Consider the following 17,922-nt stretch of genomic DNA (forward strand, 5'->3'; position numbering starts at 1 on the left):
TTGTTACAGTTATCAAACAATATATTGAGTCACACAATCAAAATCCAAAAATATTTGTCTGGACTGCTTCTGTCGAATCTATTATGGATAAAATCGCTATAAGTAAAGATCTGTTAGAGACACTACAATAGGAACAGCAATAGCCTTTTATCCGGAAAGGAAGAGATAAAATGATAAGCAAAAAAATTATTTTTACAGTTTTATTATTTTCGATAATTTTTCCCGTCAGGAACACAGTTTTTGCTGTTTCCGTGGAAGAAATGATGAAGGAATTGAAATGCCCCAAGGACCAGGAGAGTTTGGAACATCAACACGGCTGTCCTGAACATAAAGAGATGCTTTCATTATTGGAACAATTGGTAAAGGATGGAAAAACTAAAGACGAAATTTTAAATATCTTTGCCGATAAATTCGGGCCGGAATCTCTTGTTAATGTTCAGATGAAAGGATTCGGTTTGTTATCTTATCTGGTGCCAATTTCAGGGTTATTTTTAGTGTTTATTTTGATTTTTATAATCATAAAAAAATGGGTTAAAAGAGAAGAAAAAATTTATCAGCACGAACAGGAGATGGTTAATGCCTCTTCCGATTTTCAGGATTATGATATAATATTTGAAGAAGAATATGAAAAATTTAAAAAAGAGGAATAGGAATAAAGGAGCGTAAATGATTCTTGTTGTTGCAGTTATATTTTCAGTATTATCTGTTCTTTATATTCTATATCCGATTTTTTTAAAAAAAGCTAAAAATGAAACCGTTACAGGAAAAGGTGTAGAAGAGCAAATGAACATCCTCATCAAGCAAAAAAAACAGATTTATTCTCTGCTAAAAGATCTGGAATTTGAATATGAGACAAATAAGATTTCAAAAAAGGATTTTGAAAAATTGAGGGAAGAATATAAGATAAAGGCCATTCTCATCATTAAAGAAATAAAAGGCCAAAATATAGAATGCAAAAACTGATACAGGAAATTGCGTTTTTATCAACCGAACTCTGGAAGGAATTTATTTATGTCCTGCCGTTTTTTATTTTAGGCGTGGCAATCGATTCAGTTATCAGGACATTCAAGCTTCATTTGAAACTGCGAAGCGCGATCGAAAAATTGGGATATTTTGCCATTCCCGGGGCAATGCTTGCCGGGGTATTGAGTCCTGTTTGCGCCTGCGGTATACTTCCCGTGGCCGTTTCACTCCTTATTAACGGTGTTCCCCTGGCTCCTGTAATGACTGTTCTGGTGTCCAGCCCGTTAATGAGTCCGAGCGCATATACATTGACGGCATGGGAGTTAGGCAGGGATTGGGCTAATGCCAAGATTGTTTCAAGCATTTTTATGGGGCTGTTTGCAGGATATGTTACTCTTTTTTTCCAAAAAAAGTATTTCAAGTCAAATGAGCTTTTCAAAGGTGAAACACCGAAGCACGATGTGCACGACCCTGATGCTGATCCAAGGATTCAATGTTTGTGCCATGATAAATTAAGCAACCGCCTTGCAAGCGAAGGTAAAAACAAGTTTATTATTTTCGGAGCAAAATTCCTGGAAGGGTTCTGGGCCATAGGTAAATTTACTTTAATAGGCCTGACAGTGGAAATTATCGGGCTGAGATATCTTCCGACCGAACTGATAGAAAAGGTTATTTATTCCCGCAGTCCGTGGATGATTCCCATTGTAATTATTTCAAGCGTCCCCCTTCATGTAAATCAAATAACAGCTGCGGCAATTCTTTATGGTTTTATAGAAAAAGGCATGACGATTCCGTGGGGTGTGGGGATGGCTTTTTTAGTCGGCGGTCCTGTGACCGCTTTGCCTGTAATGGCAACATTTCTGGCAATGTTCAGGAAAAGGGTTTTTTGTTTGTATCTTGGAATCTGCCTCATTGGTTCATTAATCGTGGGATATACTTTTTATTTTTTAGGGAAACAGTTGGGGTAAAATTTAAAACAAAAAATATTACAAGAAAGGTGTTAATTATGGGATGTTGTAATCAGGACCATGAACATGCGAAAGCTTTTGAGGGTAAGTGGTACCAGTTTCCCCCTATTCGCAATGCTTCTATAGCAGGAGTTATTACAGGACTGGCGTTTCTGCTTGCCCACTTGTTTCACATACCATCATGGATCGAGAAAGCATTATATGTAGTAGCAATGCCTGTCGGTGGTTATTACTGGATACAGGAAGGAATTGAACAGATCAGGGAAGAGCATGAAATCAGCATCGATGTCCTCATGCTTGCGGCGGCTGTCGGCGCAATGATACTTGGCATGTGGGACGAGGCGGCAACGCTGGTTTTTCTCTACGGCATAGCGGAGGGAGTGGAAGAGTTTACCTACTCGAAAACCAGGCATTCCATCACGAAACTGCTTGATCTTGTTCCGAAAGAGGCATATCTTTTAAAAGACGGGAAAGAGATAGTTATTCCCGCAGAACAGTTGAATGTGGGTGATTTGTTCCGTGTGCGCCCCGGCGAGACCATTGCTACTGATGGTATCGTTATCGATGGCCGGTCGAGCGTCAATGAGGCTCCGGTCACCGGCGAGTCGATACCTGTTGAAAAAAACAAAGGCATGAAAATTTTTGCTGGAACATTGAACAAGGAAGGCGCGTTGACAATCCAGGTAACAGCTTCATTTCAGGATAATACACTGTCAAAGATCGTCCATCTTGTCGAGGAAGCCCAGGAACAAAAGAGCAAAAACCAATTGTTCATTGAAAAATTCGGGAGGAAATATTCTCCAATCGTTCTTCTTACTGCATTATTGCTGACTGTAGTCCCTCCTTTGTTCGGCGCAAGTCTTTCCGTGTGGGCTATACGGGCAGTGGTTTTGCTTGTTGCCGCCGCGCCATGCGCTTTGGTAATGTCCACGCCGGTGGCAATTGCCGCAGGAATCGGAACGGCAGGCCGAAACGGCGTATTGATTAAAGGCGGAATGCACCTTGAAAACCTCGGTAAGGTAAAAGCTATTGCCTTTGATAAAACAGGCACTTTAACCAGCGGGAAACCGATAGTAACTGATATTATTGCAGTGAATGGAACTCCGTCTGATTTGATGACCATCGTCTGTAGTATAGAAAGGTATTCAGAGCATCCTTTAAGCAGGGCGATCGTTAAAAAAGGAAAAGAGTTGAATTGCAAACTGTTTGAAGCAAAAGATTTCGAGTCCCTCAGCGGATTTGGCGTCAAGGCAACCATAGCCGGCAAAACAGTTTTAATAGGAAAACCGGAACTGTTTAGAAATTTTGGCTGGCAGGCGAAAAACACAGTTGATGTAGATAAGCTGCGAAATGAAGGAAAGACGATAGTGTATATCGGCACAAGTGAGCGTCTGGAAGGCGTCATTGCAATCAGAGACGAAATACGGCCGCAGTCAAAAGGTGTTATTGAAGGATTGAAAGGCCGTGGTTTTGGAGTAATGATGCTGACTGGTGACAGCGCACTTACATCTGAAGCAATAGCAAAAGACATTGGGATACAAAAAATCAGGGCTAACCTTAAACCCGATGAAAAAATAACCGCCATCAAGGAGATGAAACAGAAATATGGAGCTGTTGCAATGGTTGGTGACGGTATCAATGATGCCCCTGCCCTTGCCGAATCAACTGTGGGCATAGCAATGGGAACTGCAGGGACGGATGAGGCGATAGAAGCGGCGGATGTGGCCCTCATGGCGGATGATCTGGAGAAGGTGGCGTATGCTATACAGCTGGGAGCGAAGGTGCGTCGTATCAGCAGGCAGAATATCATTTTTTCACTCGTCCTTCTTTCAATTCTTATTCCTCTGGCGCTGTTCGGTATTATGGGAGTTGCTGCTGCAGTTGTAGTTCATGAAGGATCGGAAATAATCGCTGTTTTGAACGGTTTGCGGGTGGCAAAGTAATGAAGGGATTTAAATGAGAAATTTAGCAATTTATATTTTTTTAGTATTTTTTGGAATTACTTTTGCTGGCTGCAGTGTTGCATTGAGGGAGATAAATAAAAAATCTCATAGTTACAGAACTGATATTTTTAATGAAGTTAAAGAAAGCGATAGCCCTGAAAAGGGATTTGTTGATTTAATAATCAAAACATCTCTCAAAACACATACTGAAGATTATTATATCCTTGAATCAAAAAAATCTCTCCATGGAAAACCAGAATATCCATTTTTGATAAATATTGGCGGACAGGCAGCAATGTGCAAAATTAAAGGACAAAAAGAAATCATACCTTTATACGATGAAAAAGGAAAAAAGACAAAAGATGGCGGAGAGGGCGTAAGATATAATCTTGAGAAAAAAATCAGACTTGCTGCTGGTTCATATAATATATTTTTTGGGTTGCCTGAGGAAGAATGTTTTAAAGAGCTTGAAGTGATATTAAAAGAGGGAAATCAGTATATCATGGAAGTTAAACCTATTTATAAAAAAAATAATAGACGAGTTCAAAGCTTTTTGTATGGGGTTAAAGAAATAGATGTTTCTCTGGATAGCACTATCATTCGTTGATGGCAAAATGATGTTTCATTCAAACTCAAAACAACCTTCATCTGTTTTAACCGCAATGGGTGTCCTGCCTGAAGACGCATTTTCCGCTGTCAGATTCAGCCTCGGATGGTGGGCGACAGAGGAAGAGATTGATACCGTTATAAAGGCAGTGGCAGATTGTTTTTTAAAACGAAAAAAATATTGATAATGATATGAAATTGTAATGTTTTAATAGGGGTAGGTTCAAAACCTGCCCAAATGTAAGGGCGAATAATTATTCGCCCTTTTTGATTTGTATTTATTGGCAGGCAGACCCATGTGTCTGCTCTTATTGTGAAAAATGAATGGAATCTTGTGGTGAAAAATGGTAAAATATAAATTTAGTAAATATATAATAAAATTATTATAAAAAAGGGAGGAGAAAATGACTGCTTTAAATAAGGAAAAAATAATTAATAGTTTGAGCGACTTACCCGAGAAAACTACAATTGAAGAAGCAATGGAACGTTTATATTTACTTGCAAAGATTGAAAAAGGAATTAATCAAGCAGATGAAGGTCAATGTGTTTCTCATGAACAGGCGAAAGAAAAGATGAAAAAATGGTTAGAATAGAATGGACGCCACAATCTTTAAACGATATTGAAGCTATAGCAGATTTTATTGCAAAGGACTCAGATTATTATGCTCAGATGTTTATAATAAAAGTTTTTGACACAGTGGAGCGTTTGGAATTATACCCCGAATGTGGACGGGTTCTTCCAGAACTAAATCGTAAAGAAATTAGAGAAATTATTTTTGGAAATTATAGGATAATCTATAGAATAAAAGAAGACTTAGTAGAAATACTTACAGTTTATCATTCTGCAAGGCTGCTAAATGATAGAATAGAAAATTTGTTATAATAAATCATTTGGACTTTGTATTGATTAAGTTGTTATAAAATATATAAAAAGGAAAAAATATGACCTAAGAAATTTAAGATTAAAAACATCACTGCCTAAACTTTATAAGAGCGAGGTTACTTCAACCTTATAAGGCATGGCACAATAAATCCTGCATCACAGAGGTGGTCTTCTGACCAGCACTTGTGATGCAGGTCTATGCTCGAAAGGGTATAGGGCAGTTCCGAAAGGGGCTGTCGCTGGTTCGGGAGACCATTTTTGTTTTTAGGGTAATAACTATGAATATTTATTCGTATCTTCCTTTAATAGCAGTTTTTGGTTTTTTTTCTTTAATGGTATCGATTTTTTTTAGCATATCCAGAAAATATTTTCTAACCATTCCATTTATTCTCATATGTCTAACTACTTTGATATGGCAGGGAAGCTGGACTATTCTATTCAATATCAAGAACGAAAAATTACTACCCTTGTTTATAAAAATTGGATATTCAGGGATTATTCAGACGAATTACAATTCGTCATCAGGCCATTGTGCCGGCGAAAGCAATAAAAACAGGATTGATAAGTTTAAAAAGTTATTAACCGACGGAGTAGATTTGGAGATTAATTTGCAGGATAATCTGCCAGTGATTTACGGGGATAGTAAGGAACTGGGGAATATAATCGCGGAAATAGGTATAAATGCCATTGAATCAATGGATAAAAAGTTACAAAAAAAATTGATAATCAAGACGAAACAGATAGAGGTGCAGTCAAAGATGGAAAATAGATGGAATAAATATGTTCAGGTAGAGATAGGTGATACAGGCTGCGGGATACCCGAAAAAGATTTAGGCAAGATATTTAATCCGTTGCATACCACGAAAGACAAGAGGATCGGTTTAAATTTGACAATAGCGCATAGGGTAATAGAGGCACACGGAGGATTTATAGATGTTAAGACGAAACTCAATTAAGGTACGAGTTTTTTTATAAATTTCCCATTGGATTTTGAGCCATCCACAGAGCATGTGAAAACGGATATTGATGCCTATAGAGATGGAGAAGACGTTTATAGAGGCGGGGTGAAATCCGATTCTGAAAAAGAGAAGCAGGATATAAAAAAACTATTGTCGGAACATAGAAAAAAATGGGGCATTTAAGTTTTTAGGCTCTGTAAAAATTGTGGTATGATAATAAATTATTGGCATTAATTATTTTTAATAAAAAGATAGGAGAAGAAAATGACTAAAGAAAATTTAATAATTTTGATGTTAATTTTGGGGCTTTCAGTGAATTTTAGAATGCCGGTTTTTGCGGAAGAAGGGCTGCCAGCCGAATTGAAATTTGAAGTGGAAATGGAACGAACAAAAGGGGATAGAGAAAAGACAGAGAAAATATATTATGATTTTATTCAGCGTTTTTTTAATGAGATTAAATTGGAGACGAGTTTAAAATTAATAGAAGAGTTTGGAACAAAATATCCGGATAGCAAATATATGGATGATATTGAATGGTTTAATCTAAATGTCAAAAGATATATTTTACATAATTATAATGAATTAAAAGATGGATATTCGAATTTAATAGAGAAATATGGCGCGATTAAATTAGATAAGGATAAAACAGAGATATCGAAAAAAGAATTGGAAAATGAATTGGCTGAACTGAATGAATTATTAAAAAAGAGAGAGGAATTAGAAGATAGCCTGAAAGGCATCGATGCTGGGAAAGAATTTGAAAAATATTTTGAGATAGGGAAACTATACCGTGAATTTGCGGATTTTAAACAGGCAGAGGAATGGTATTTAAAAGGAACAAAGGTAGACCCTGAGAATGAGAAGACCGCGGAGCTCTTTTATGAAATGGGAGATATGTACAGATTTGTGGGATTAAAAGCAATTCCAATAGGGACAGAAAGAACAAGCATAATACAAAGATATTACGGGGCCAACGAATGTTACAAGAAGGCATTGACTTATTATTTAGAAGTTTACAAAAGGTATCCAAAAAATAAATTAGCGCCGAAGGCGTTGGAAAATGCGGGCGATTTATATACACAAATAGTATGGGAATTAAGAAAACCTACAGAAGAAGAATTAGAAATGCAAAGACTTGGAATGCCTGAAAATGTTGGAACCCTCATTCCTATATTTTACCTTGATAAATCCGCTGAGATGTATGAGAAGATATGGAGGGAGTATCCGGAGTGGGAGGGGAGAAAAGAAATGCCGGGGAAAATATATGGCATATATGCGCAGCTAATGAGGTCAGAAGAATCTTTAAATATCGAGTATTGTAAGAAATTAGTGGAAATCGCAAAAGACTTGCCTATTGATGTTAAAGGGGTAAAGATATTTTTAGAAAGGGCAGAAAAATATAAGGAGTTATATGGAGAATATCCAAAAATTACGCGTACACGTTGGATTTCTGGTGGTTATCTTGGCAATATTGATATGGCTATTAAACAAACAGAAGAATTAATCGAAAAGAAACAGAAAGAACAGGAGGGTGGAAATAAATGAAAAAGGAATTATTGCTATCGTTTATTTTGTTAATTTCACTTTCCTGCATATCTTTTGCAGCAATAGATACAACTATTACACCCGAATATAATGGAGGACAACCATTTGTTCGTCCTATGGCTGGAGGACAAGTCCATGTTACATGGTCAAGGCCATCAGATACAACTAATTTTTATTATGACAGTGCAACGAGACATATATTTTACGAAGTTCAATTTAGAAAAAGCGACACCACATGGTATGCTTACTATCCAGAGGGTATAGATAACAAAAAATCTCCAAAAGATCCTACTACGATTCTAATAAATGCCATTAATAAAGATGAACGTGAAGGAGATCTTTTATCCTACAACAGCACCCCCACACCCAACTACTACGGATTTGGGGTAAAAAATTGGACAGATACAACAGTAACATTGGATTTAAACAAACATTATTTGGTACATATTCAGACCGGGAATCCATCAGGCGGAGAGGACTTGTTTTATTATTCCACGAATGTAGTCGCGTCACGAAATGGCAGTACAAATACATATTTTTATCGTATACGAAGCAGAGTAGAAAACAGTTATGGTAATGTGGAGGTAAGCCCGTGGTTTCCAGATTCAACAGGAGCAGAAGTAGGAGTTGATCCAATACCGCAAGGTGACAGCACAAAGGTATATTTTTATAGTGTTTACGAACCTTTTGGCGAAGAAAAAAAAGATTCAACGATTGCGGCAACTTTTGTTTTTAGTCCTATGAAATCGTCAAATGGGAATGGATTAGTTTCAGTTTTGCCATGTTATTTATTAAAAAGGGAAGATAATTCTTATTACTATTTTTATGATAAAAATGATACGAATGCAGATGAGATGTTGAATGCCTTTGAGTATGGAATTGGCGGAAGCGGGCCGGATAAATATAATACAGCTGGGATATTACATCAGGTAGAAGATGTATTTGGGACAGTGCGAGTTGATATAGACAGTGACAGGCATATAACAATAGCTCGTTTGCCAATAAAAGGTAATGTTATAGGTTATTTTTACTCATTGAATTCCGGCCGTCTGGATGAATATATTTCAAGAAGGATAAGCAATTTCAGAGAGATATTATTTACCAATTCAAGTGAAGATAACTTAGTCACGATAAAAGGTAATTTAGCGCATGAACTACAGCATTTAATCCATTATGGATATGATCCATCTGAAGAGACATGGGTGAACGAGGGTTGTTCAGGATTGGCAAAGGATGTATGCGGTTATTTTGGAGAGACATGGAAAGAAGTTGAAAGATTTTCAAAAAAGCATGGAAATGAACAATTGTTTCCGTGGGATAAAAATGTAGAGGATCGTTATGGTATCACAGCGTTATGGACGATGTTTCTACAGGAAAAATTCGGCAGGGAGAGTATAAAGAAATATGTAGCAGATCCAGTTCATGGAATAGAGGTGTTTCGGTCAGGCGGATCTTTAAAATAATATAACATGAATTCTTTTTCCTGAAGAAAAAAAATTAAAAATATTGTTGACAATTATAAAAAATCGATATATTATTTCAGATATTCCCATTAAAATAGGAAATAATGAAATGGTATATCTAAAATTAATTCAAGAACTTCAAAAAAAGGAATATTTTGTATTTTCCATTAATGATCTTTTTATCCTTTTCCCGGACGAAAATAAAAAAACTCTTCATAATCAATTAACTGAGTGGATTAAGAGAAAATATATTATCCGTTTAAAAAAAGGGCTTTACGAATTGACAGATAAGGGTTCTCCTGGTGTCATTCTCCCTGATTTATTTGTCGCCAACAGGCTATTTACGCCTTCATATATTTCAATGGAGACAGCCTTGTCTATTTACAATATTATTCCGGAGGTTGCTTTTGGTGTTACTTCAGTAACAACAAATGTGACCCGTGTTTTTAAAAATATCCACGGACAATTCAGATATTTTTCCTGCCGGCCAAAGGCATTTACCGGATACACGATTAACGAATATTCCGGTTTTAAAGTGGCTATTGCAGAGAAAGAAAAAGCCGTTGTCGATTTTTTGTATTTCAGGTTCCGTGGCAGTCAGTCGCCGGATTTTTCAGAGGAAAGAATCGATAAGGACATTATTAAAAAACTTGATTGGAGCAAATTATTTTACTACTGTGAGTTATATAACGAGAGAGTAAAAAGTATGGCTAAAAGATTAAAGGAGTTTATTGATGCTGACCTTTGAGGGATTAATGGAACAGGCGAAATTATCAGGATTGCCTTTGAACAAACAAAGGGCGATTGTCCGTGAATATGCCCAGACAATTATTTTAAAGGCCATTTACCAGAGTGATTTCGGCAGAAAAATATTTTTTATGGGAGGCACAGCTTTAAGATTTGCTTATGGATTAAAACGTTTTTCTGAAGATTTAGACTTTAATACTCGAAGTGTATCTTTTACGAATTTTAAAGAAATTCTTCAAATTTGCAAAGGTGGTTTGGGAAAAGAGGGTTTTGAGTGCGAGATTGCACAAAAGGAAAAAGGGTCTCTTCTTGTTGGGCAATTGAAATTGACCAATATTTTACAGGCATATAATATAACATCGTTAAAAGAAGAAAAATTAATGGTTAAAATAGAAACAAACAGGCCTGTATGGGAAATGAAAACAGAATCCGACGTCATTGACAAATTCGGTTTTCTTTTTACAATTTTATTAATGGAAAAAGGCTCGCTCTTTTCTGAAAAACTTTGCGCTCTTTTCAGCCGCAACAGGGGAAGAGATATCTACGATACAATATTTATGCTGCAAAAAAGATTTCCTATAGATAGTTCTATTTTACAAATAAAAGGCTGGAAAGATGACCCTAAACAGATGATTTTAAAACACGTTGAAAAGATTGACAATAAGGAATTAATCCGTCTGGCAAGACAGGTTGAACCATTTTTACTTAATGAAGAGGAAAAGGATTTTGTAATTAATGCTGGGACATATATAAAAGCGATACTCAACAGTTATGGGAATGTTTAAATTGGGGCTCTTTTGATTTTCAAACTCAAAATAACTTTCATCTGTTTTAACCGCAATGGGTATATCGCCTGAAGGCGCATTTTCCGCAGTCAGATTCAGCCTAGGGATATGGACAACAGAGGAAGAAATTGATACTGTCATAAAGTCAGTAGAAAAACTGGATGTTAGTTATTAAACAATCAATATTAAATTTTTATCTCTATTCCGGTTTGTTTTATTTCGTGGGTAAGCGAAGTTTCTTCTTTAAAATCTTTGGGATTAAAACCGATTGGTTCAATAGTTATATTTTTATCAAATATCCTTTTTCTCCAAAGATACTGCATTGCTTCCCATGGGTCATTAAATTTAGAGGAGATGATACACAAATCAATATCACTCCACTTGTGTTGTTTACCTTTAGCATAAGAGCCAAACAAGAATATATGTTGAATGGGAAGATTATCTGTTTTTAATAACTTAATATATTCTTTTATATGTTTTTTTATTTTTTCAGGTATTCTCTTTTTAACCATAAGTAAAGTTTTTTGGTAGTTAATAAATATTTTTCTGTAAAATTTTTAGTACATTTCTTATAAAAAGCTAATTTTATATTATCATATCTCGCCGCGATATTAAAAGTTGAAATAGTTCGTAAATCCTGAATTTGCTGCTCTGTTAATTTTAATTTTGAAAGAAAAGCCAGCTTTTCTAGATCATGAATAAAGGGTGATGGGTGGTTAGTTTGTTTAACTACCAATCCTTTTAGGATTTTTTCCAAAGTAAGGTGACAGAAAAAAAGACATGCGTCATAACGTTTTATTTTAAATAATCCTAAAGCAGTTTTCCAATCTCTTTGTGCAGTTTCTTTCCAATAATCTATTTGTTTATTGACGTTATTCATAGAAATTATCTCTTATAGCTTTCGATAAATAATTTATCGACATTTCCGACCATGCCTAAAGCAGATTCATAGATAGCTTTAAATTTTTTTCAATTAAGATTATATCATATACACAAAAAACTCTCAATAGTTAAAAATCATTTATAAAGTAACCGGTCAGTTACCAGTGGTAGCCGCAACCTTTAGTTGCGTGAAAACGTTGAAATAACAAGGATATTCTCACGCAAGCTAAAGCTTGCGCCTACCGAAAACCACCAATAACTGACCGGTTACTTTATAAACCTCTAAAATGCTTGACATATTTTTTGTTTGCGTTATAATATCGTTATGCGATATTGTATTACGCTATTAATAATCTTAAGTTATGAGTATTGGGGAAAGATGATATGTTAGACAACATCGAAAAGAACAAAAAATCTGCGGTTATGCTTATTATTCTCTTCGGGATAGTAAGTTTATTTGGTGATATTGTTTATGAGGGTGCGCGCAGTGTCTATGGGCCATTTGCCAAAACCATTGGAATGGACATTGCATTGCTTGGACTTATAACCGGCATGGCAGAATTTCTTGGTTATTTTATCAGGTTTGTTTCTGGTTATCTTTCTGATAAAACTAGAGCATACTGGATTTTTACAATTTTAGGATACGGGATGCTTGCAAGTATTCCTCTTATGTCAATGGCATCGGGATGGCAGGTTGCGGCAGTTTTCATTATCTGTGAAAGGCTGGGTAAGGCTGTCCGAAGCCCTGCCAGGGATACTATTTTATCACAGGCAACAAAACAAATCGGGACAGGGTGGGGTTTTGCGTTACACGAGGCGATGGACCAGATAGGTGCATTTCTCGGCCCTTTAATTTTTACCGCGATATTTCTCGTCGGAACAAATACCGAAAAGACAGTATCAGATTACCACAAGGGCTTTGCATTATTATGGATGCCATTTATAATAGTCATGATAACTGTGATGATTGCTTTTTTTAAAATGCCTGACCCCGAAAGATTTGAGACTAAACCTGATTTAAAAAACCCTCCGGATAAATTATCAAAGGTATTCTGGCTGTATACGGTTTTTACTTTTATTACAACATTAGGTTTTGTCAGTTTTGTAATATTGGGATACCATTTTAAAGATAAAAATATCACAAGCGATGCGCAGATTCCCATGTTTTATTCGATAGCAATGGGTATTGACGCTATTTCCGCCTTAATAATCGGAAAGATTTATGACAGATTGAAAGAAAGTCATAACGATGAAAGAGCGGGGCTTATAACTCTTATTATTATTCCACTATTTACTTTGCTTATTCCGATTTTGGGTTTCATAGATAATGTTTTATTTATTGTAATAAGCGTTGTATTGTGGGGTGTTGTGATGGGGATCCATGAGACCATTATGAAATCGTCCATCGCTGATTTAACGCATTTTAAGAAAAGGGGGGTTGGATATGGAATATTTAACACGGCGTACGGCCTCGCAATGTTTTTCGGAAGTTTATTAATGGGTGTGTTATATAACATCAATGTAACATTAATAATACTATTTGTTGTAGGTGTTGAACTTATAGCTGTAATCCTGTATTTTATGCTTTTTAGAACGATTAAAAAGATAGAACCAGTCCTATGAAAAACAAGTTGTTGAGAGATATGTTTCTTGGTTTTATTAAAATTCATATCCTTTATCACGCGGATAAAGAAGAAATATACGGCGTCGATTTTAAAAAAGAACTTAAAAGGCATGGATATGAAATATCTTATGGGACATTATATCCGATATTTCATAAACTTTGCGAGAATGGATTATTGCAGGTAGAGTCGAGAAATATAAACGGGAAAATACGAAAATATTATTCAATTACCAAAAAAGGGGAAAAGGTATTACATGAGGCAAGGAATAAGGCAAAAGAACTTGCGGAAGAAATTTTAGAGTAATTTTTGAAAGGAGAGATATGCTGCTTGTTGAAAAAATGGAATTAACTGGCCGCTGGTTGTTTAGATGGCGCAGTTACTTGCCTCTGTTTATGGCCATTCCTGTTTTCGCAGGGCTTAATCAATTTACCTATCCATTTGGGAGTCATTATTATGACCAGATATGGGATTTATTCTGTCTTACTATAGCGTTTGTGGGACTCATGGTGCGTATCATAACTGTTGGATATGCCCCTATATGCACATCTGGCCGAAATACCAAAGAACAAGTTGCTGACACGCTCAACACGACAGGGATGTATTCTATCGTCAGGAATCCTTTATACTTTGGAAACTTTCTTGTTGGTCTGGGAGTATCCTTGTTTTTGCGGGTATGGTGGATTCCATGTATTTATCTTTTTGTCTTCATTCTCTACTATGAGCGCATCATTTTGGCAGAGGAGGCATTTCTTCGGGAAAAGTTCGGGCAGAAATACACGAGTTGGGCAGAACAGACTCCTGTTTTTATTCCCCATTTTCGTCAATGGTCAAAACCGGCTATTCCATTCAATTTTCGTAAGGCATGCCGACGGGAATACCAGACACTGTCTGGTATTGTTGCTGTTTTCTATTCTCTCGAACTTATGGGTGAATACCGAGTAAGTCATACCCTGATGGCCGATAGGATGTGGAATGTTATTGCACTTGGGGCTATAATCATCTTCGTGACGACAAGATTCGTTCATAGATATACTGACATTTTAAACTAATAAATCCATATATTTGAAATGGATAAATGAGGTAGATATATTATATGAAGTTAAACCGTATAGAATTTATGCTAATCAATAATCCGTTGAGAGCATTCATTCAAGAAAAATATGAATTTAATATTTTGCGAAAAATGTCTTCAAAGAAAAATATAGAAACAGCATTAGAAATTGGTTGTGGAAATGGAGAAGTATATTTATAGACATTTCGGAAATCCATCGAGCAGCCACTGGTTTGGGTTAAAGGCAAAAGAGGCAGTTGAAAAAGCGCGGAAGAGAGTTGCAGTTCTACTAAATTGTCAACCTGATGAAATAATTTTCACATCCGGCGGAACAGAGTCGAATAATTATGTTATTTTAAGTGTTGCGGAAACATTCAAAGAAAAAGGCAATCATATAATAACGAGCATAATTGAACACCCGGCAGTTATAAATCCGTGCGGACATCTTGAGAAAAAAGGTTTTAAAGTAACATATCTTCCTGTTGACAAATATGGTGTGGTCGACCCTTGTGATGTTGAAAAGGCAATAAAGCCTTCGACCATTCTTATAACAATAATGCATGCAAATAACGAGGTTGGCACAATCCAGCCCATTGCCGAAATTTCAAAGATTGCAAGAAAAAGAAATATCCTGTTCCATATTGACGCGGCACAAAGTGTAGGAAAAATCTCCACAAAGGTTAATGAACTGGGTGTTGATTTTTTGTCGATAGCAGGCCATAAACTTTACGCTCCCAAGGGAGTAGGGGCTTTATTTATGAGGAAGGGAATAAAGATTGAACCTTTGATGTATGGCGCGGGACATGAAAGAGGACAGCGACCCGGCACCGAAAATGTCATTTAATGCGTGCCATTTTTCAAAAGAAGAATGAAATACTGCTCAGTAACAACACAAATATCCCCAGTCCGAAATTTACTTTAACTAAGTTGATGGATAATTTTTGCAGGGCAGCCTTTTCATCGTCAGATACCGTTTTTATAATCTTCGGGCCCAAAAATAAACCCCTATAGAAATGAATGGCAATCATTGCAAAAACTAAAAAATGTTTCATAATTAAAGCCGTGGTCCATTTATTTTCAACGCGGTAAAGGTTAGTTAAAAGGATTCCAGTAATAACTAAAAGGACTATACTATAATTTGCCAGCGGTGTAAATCTTCTTGAAATTTCGCTCATTACCTTGCCGGCTTCTTTTCCCAGAACTTGTTTAACCGACGGTCTTGCGATAAGGAGGATAAAAGCAATCCCTCCAATCCAAATAACCGTTGTTACCAGATGAATCCAATAAGATATTATCAATATTAACTCTTTCATCTTGTTCTCCTTGTAATTTAAGTTGAGGCGGCGGATTGAATATAACCCGCCGCCTTGATTGCCTATTTTGTCTTAATGGGCAAGATCAACCCTTTCTAAATCGTATAAGTATCAGTAGATTCTTTTTTGTTCGTCTGTTTTGTCTTAACAGGTGTGATGCAGCCGCAACCACAAGATTTTTTTACCTTAATTTTGATTTCGGGCTTTTTTTCTTCGGTTCCATTTTTTTGTTTCTTAGTGCCTTTTTTCATTATTGTCACCCCCTTCATATTTAAGTTAATGCGTATCTACTTATACATTTAAGCAAAAAAATAATTTCTATATTTTATTTAAACAGCCGCAGGTGCAGATACGGTTAAGTCTCTGCCGGCATTTCTCAAGGGCATCCCGGTTTAAAGAATAATATATCCAATATCCCCGCCTTTCGTCTTTTACAAGCCCCGCGCTTTTAAGCACCCGCAAATGCTGGGATATCGCGGACTGGGTTATCTTCAATGCTTCAGCCAGAACATTAACGCTCATAGGTTCTTTTTTCAGGAGTTCAATAACCTCTATCCGTTTATCAACAGAAAATATTTTGAACAGCTCCGCCGCTTCTTTCATGTCCGCCCGTATATTTAAACTTTATAAGTATATACTAATATACTTTATTGCGCCTGTGTTGTCAAGTACTTTGTTAAATTCAGGAAAATAATTTCTAAAAAAACCCATTCATCCGGCCGATAAGTAAATTATTCATTTAAACGCGAATAATAAAAAATGATTAAAGAACCGCAAATTCCCCAGTTTGATTTGATATTATGCTTATCAAATACGATTGATTTGGTCTCATCCATAATGGTCAATCATCACCAGCGTGTGGCTTATATCGCTTTGAGCATCGCCGAAGAATTAGGCCTTTCCTCGGAAGAAATAAATGAACTTGTTTTGGCGGGAATACTTCATGACGCGGGCGCGCTTTCTCTTCAGCAGAGAATGGACGCATTGTCTTTTGAAATTGAAAAACCCCATCAACACGCTGAAACCGGGTATCGGCTCCTGGAAAGTTTTACGCCGCTTTCAAAAGAGGCTTTATTAATAAAATATCATCATGTCCCATGGGAGGAAGGCGGGGGAGAGGAGTTCCATGGAGAAAAAGTTCCATTGGGCAGCCATATTCTTCATCTATCTGACAGGATTGACGTTTTGATAGACAGGGAAGAAGACATTCTCGGGCAAGTTAAAGGGATTTACAACAGGATCGAGGAGCAGTCAGTGAAGATGTTCATGCCTGAACTTGTTGACGCGTTTAAGAGTTTGTCGAGAAAAGAATATTTCTGGCTTGACACGGTTTCCCATGGCATAACTTCCGTTCTAAGGCGAAATGGAAGGCTTAAAATGGTGGAGGTGAGCGGAAAAGCTTTGTTGGACCTTGCAAATCTATTCAGCCAGATTATTGATTTCCGCAGTCATTTTACGGCCTCTCATTCAAGCGGGGTATCGGCCGTATCCGAAGAATTAGCGAGGCTTGCCGGATTTTCCCCGGGGGAATGCAGGATGATGAAAATCGCGGGATTACTGCATGACCTTGGGAAATTGGCTATTCCAACAGAGATTCTTGAAAAAGCGGGAAAATTAACGCCGGATGAATTTAATGTTATCAGAAGTCATACTTTTTACACATACCGCAGTTTGGAATCTATCCGTAATCTTGAATTAATTAATAGCTGGGCGTCGTTTCATCACGAACGGCTTGACGGCCAGGGGTATCCTTTTCATATCAGTGGTGATGATCTTTCTTTGGGGGCGCGGATAATCGCCGTGGCGGATATTTTTAACGCCCTGACCGAGAAACGTCCATACCGGGACGGGAGCGGTTTTAATGAGACAATAGGGATTTTGGAAAGGATGGCGCAATCAAAGGCCATAGATCCTTATATTGTATCTATTTTAAAGTCCAACTATGATGAAATCAGTTCTATCCGGGCCGCCACGGAAAACACCGCTTTACAAAAATATGAAAAATTCAGGGTGGACACGGATGAAATTGTTTAGAAGCGGTTTCATAAGTTCCTTCTATTGCAGAAGGCTTTCGGACTTATGAACTACGTTATCGGCACAAAATGTCTTTTAACAAATCCTCGGCAATTGGTCACCTTCAGGCGTGATAAGCGGCCTTTTACCGCCGATGGAAGTTTTTAGAAACACGC

24 protein-coding genes are annotated in these 17,922 nt (G+C 36.8%); 19 read left to right on the plus strand and 5 right to left on the minus strand.

Annotation, left to right across the window (positions count from 1 at the left end; translation table 11 throughout):
- Positions 1-170: 170 nt before the first annotated feature.
- The 14 genes from AB1498_01320 (at position 171) to AB1498_01385 (ending at position 10,862) form a co-directional block, all read left to right on the plus strand.
- Positions 171-650 carry a cytochrome c-type biogenesis protein CcmH gene (locus AB1498_01320; GenBank protein MEW6086928.1) on the plus strand — a complete coding sequence of 160 codons (480 nt, stop codon included), beginning with the start codon at positions 171-173 and terminating at the stop codon, positions 648-650.
- A gap of 16 nt (positions 651-666) precedes the next feature.
- Positions 667-963, plus strand: coding sequence for a hypothetical protein (locus AB1498_01325; GenBank protein MEW6086929.1), 297 nt, complete (start codon positions 667-669; stop codon positions 961-963).
- Positions 951-1,931 carry a permease gene (locus tag AB1498_01330; GenBank protein MEW6086930.1) on the plus strand — a complete coding sequence of 327 codons (981 nt, stop codon included), beginning with the start codon at positions 951-953 and terminating at the stop codon, positions 1,929-1,931. Before AB1498_01325 ends, AB1498_01330 begins: the two co-directional genes overlap by 13 nt.
- 38 nt (positions 1,932-1,969) lie before the next feature.
- A complete protein-coding gene (locus AB1498_01335; GenBank protein MEW6086931.1) occupies positions 1,970-3,874 on the plus strand; it encodes a heavy metal translocating P-type ATPase in 1,905 nt (634 codons plus the stop codon).
- A gap of 13 nt (positions 3,875-3,887) precedes the next feature.
- Positions 3,888-4,481 carry a hypothetical protein gene (locus AB1498_01340; GenBank protein ID MEW6086932.1) on the plus strand — a complete coding sequence of 198 codons (594 nt, stop codon included), beginning with the start codon at positions 3,888-3,890 and terminating at the stop codon, positions 4,479-4,481.
- A 7-nt stretch (positions 4,482-4,488) separates the two neighbouring features.
- Positions 4,489-4,665 carry a hypothetical protein gene (locus AB1498_01345; protein ID MEW6086933.1) on the plus strand — a complete coding sequence of 59 codons (177 nt, stop codon included), beginning with the start codon at positions 4,489-4,491 and terminating at the stop codon, positions 4,663-4,665.
- A 219-nt stretch (positions 4,666-4,884) separates the two neighbouring features.
- Positions 4,885-5,073, plus strand: coding sequence for a hypothetical protein (locus AB1498_01350; protein ID MEW6086934.1), 189 nt, complete (start codon positions 4,885-4,887; stop codon positions 5,071-5,073).
- Entirely contained in the window at positions 5,061-5,363 is a 303-nt protein-coding gene (locus tag AB1498_01355) for a type II toxin-antitoxin system RelE/ParE family toxin (GenBank protein ID MEW6086935.1), read from the plus strand. The genes AB1498_01350 and AB1498_01355 overlap by 13 nt, the downstream gene beginning before the upstream one ends.
- Before the next feature lie 278 nt (positions 5,364-5,641).
- Positions 5,642-6,319, plus strand: a complete 678-nt coding sequence (locus tag AB1498_01360; GenBank protein MEW6086936.1) for an ATP-binding protein — start codon at positions 5,642-5,644, stop codon at positions 6,317-6,319.
- A gap of 54 nt (positions 6,320-6,373) precedes the next feature.
- Entirely contained in the window at positions 6,374-6,505 is a 132-nt protein-coding gene (locus tag AB1498_01365) for a hypothetical protein (GenBank protein MEW6086937.1), read from the plus strand.
- An 81-nt stretch (positions 6,506-6,586) separates the two neighbouring features.
- Positions 6,587-7,867, plus strand: a complete 1,281-nt coding sequence (locus AB1498_01370) for a hypothetical protein (GenBank protein ID MEW6086938.1) — start codon at positions 6,587-6,589, stop codon at positions 7,865-7,867.
- A 116-nt stretch (positions 7,868-7,983) separates the two neighbouring features.
- The gene (locus tag AB1498_01375; protein MEW6086939.1) at positions 7,984-9,330 is read left to right on the plus strand and encodes a hypothetical protein; all 1,347 of its coding nucleotides are present in this window, start codon (positions 7,984-7,986) and stop codon (positions 9,328-9,330) included.
- Positions 9,331-9,439: 109 nt separating this feature from the next.
- The gene (locus AB1498_01380; protein MEW6086940.1) at positions 9,440-10,078 is read left to right on the plus strand and encodes a hypothetical protein; all 639 of its coding nucleotides are present in this window, start codon (positions 9,440-9,442) and stop codon (positions 10,076-10,078) included.
- The gene (locus AB1498_01385; protein ID MEW6086941.1) at positions 10,065-10,862 is read left to right on the plus strand and encodes a nucleotidyl transferase AbiEii/AbiGii toxin family protein; all 798 of its coding nucleotides are present in this window, start codon (positions 10,065-10,067) and stop codon (positions 10,860-10,862) included. The genes AB1498_01380 and AB1498_01385 overlap by 14 nt, the downstream gene beginning before the upstream one ends.
- 185 nt (positions 10,863-11,047) lie before the next feature.
- Here the strand turns inward: AB1498_01385 and AB1498_01390 are convergent, their stop codons facing one another.
- Positions 11,048-11,374, minus strand: coding sequence for a nucleotidyltransferase domain-containing protein (locus tag AB1498_01390; GenBank protein ID MEW6086942.1), 327 nt, complete (start codon positions 11,372-11,374; stop codon positions 11,048-11,050).
- Positions 11,344-11,742 carry a HEPN domain-containing protein gene (locus AB1498_01395; protein ID MEW6086943.1) on the minus strand — a complete coding sequence of 133 codons (399 nt, stop codon included), beginning with the start codon at positions 11,740-11,742 and terminating at the stop codon, positions 11,344-11,346. Before AB1498_01395 ends, AB1498_01390 begins: the two co-directional genes overlap by 31 nt.
- Positions 11,743-12,128: 386 nt before the next feature.
- On the opposite strand from AB1498_01395, the gene AB1498_01400 reads away from it, so the two are divergent.
- The 4 genes from AB1498_01400 to AB1498_01415 all read left to right on the plus strand — a co-directional run bounded on the left by AB1498_01400 (position 12,129) and on the right by AB1498_01415 (position 15,264).
- Positions 12,129-13,367 (plus strand): MFS transporter, encoded by a 1,239-nt coding sequence (locus AB1498_01400; GenBank protein ID MEW6086944.1) that lies wholly within the window; start codon positions 12,129-12,131, stop codon positions 13,365-13,367.
- A complete protein-coding gene (locus AB1498_01405) occupies positions 13,364-13,672 on the plus strand; it encodes a PadR family transcriptional regulator (GenBank protein ID MEW6086945.1) in 309 nt (102 codons plus the stop codon). The genes AB1498_01400 and AB1498_01405 overlap by 4 nt, the downstream gene beginning before the upstream one ends.
- Positions 13,673-13,689: 17 nt before the next feature.
- Entirely contained in the window at positions 13,690-14,418 is a 729-nt protein-coding gene (locus tag AB1498_01410) for an isoprenylcysteine carboxylmethyltransferase family protein (protein ID MEW6086946.1), read from the plus strand.
- Between the two features lie 183 nt (positions 14,419-14,601).
- The gene (locus AB1498_01415) at positions 14,602-15,264 is read left to right on the plus strand and encodes a cysteine desulfurase family protein (protein ID MEW6086947.1); all 663 of its coding nucleotides are present in this window, start codon (positions 14,602-14,604) and stop codon (positions 15,262-15,264) included.
- A gap of 13 nt (positions 15,265-15,277) precedes the next feature.
- On the opposite strand, the gene AB1498_01420 is transcribed toward AB1498_01415, so the two are convergent.
- The 3 genes from AB1498_01420 to AB1498_01430 all read right to left on the minus strand — a co-directional run bounded on the left by AB1498_01420 (position 15,278) and on the right by AB1498_01430 (position 16,336).
- Positions 15,278-15,733 carry a DUF4149 domain-containing protein gene (locus tag AB1498_01420; GenBank protein MEW6086948.1) on the minus strand — a complete coding sequence of 152 codons (456 nt, stop codon included), beginning with the start codon at positions 15,731-15,733 and terminating at the stop codon, positions 15,278-15,280.
- 95 nt (positions 15,734-15,828) lie between these two features.
- Positions 15,829-15,984, minus strand: a complete 156-nt coding sequence (locus tag AB1498_01425) for a hypothetical protein (protein MEW6086949.1) — start codon at positions 15,982-15,984, stop codon at positions 15,829-15,831.
- Between the two features lie 67 nt (positions 15,985-16,051).
- Positions 16,052-16,336: a metalloregulator ArsR/SmtB family transcription factor gene (locus AB1498_01430; protein MEW6086950.1), complete on the minus strand. Its 285-nt coding sequence runs from the start codon at positions 16,334-16,336 to the stop codon at positions 16,052-16,054.
- 156 nt (positions 16,337-16,492) lie between these two features.
- Between AB1498_01430 and AB1498_01435 the strand changes: the two genes are divergently transcribed.
- Positions 16,493-17,767 (plus strand): HD domain-containing phosphohydrolase, encoded by a 1,275-nt coding sequence (locus AB1498_01435; GenBank protein MEW6086951.1) that lies wholly within the window; start codon positions 16,493-16,495, stop codon positions 17,765-17,767.
- Positions 17,768-17,922 lie beyond the last annotated feature (155 nt).

The organism is bacterium (assembly GCA_040754625.1).
Classification (GTDB): Bacteria; JACRDZ01; JAQUKH01; order JAQUKH01; family JAQUKH01; genus JAQUKH01.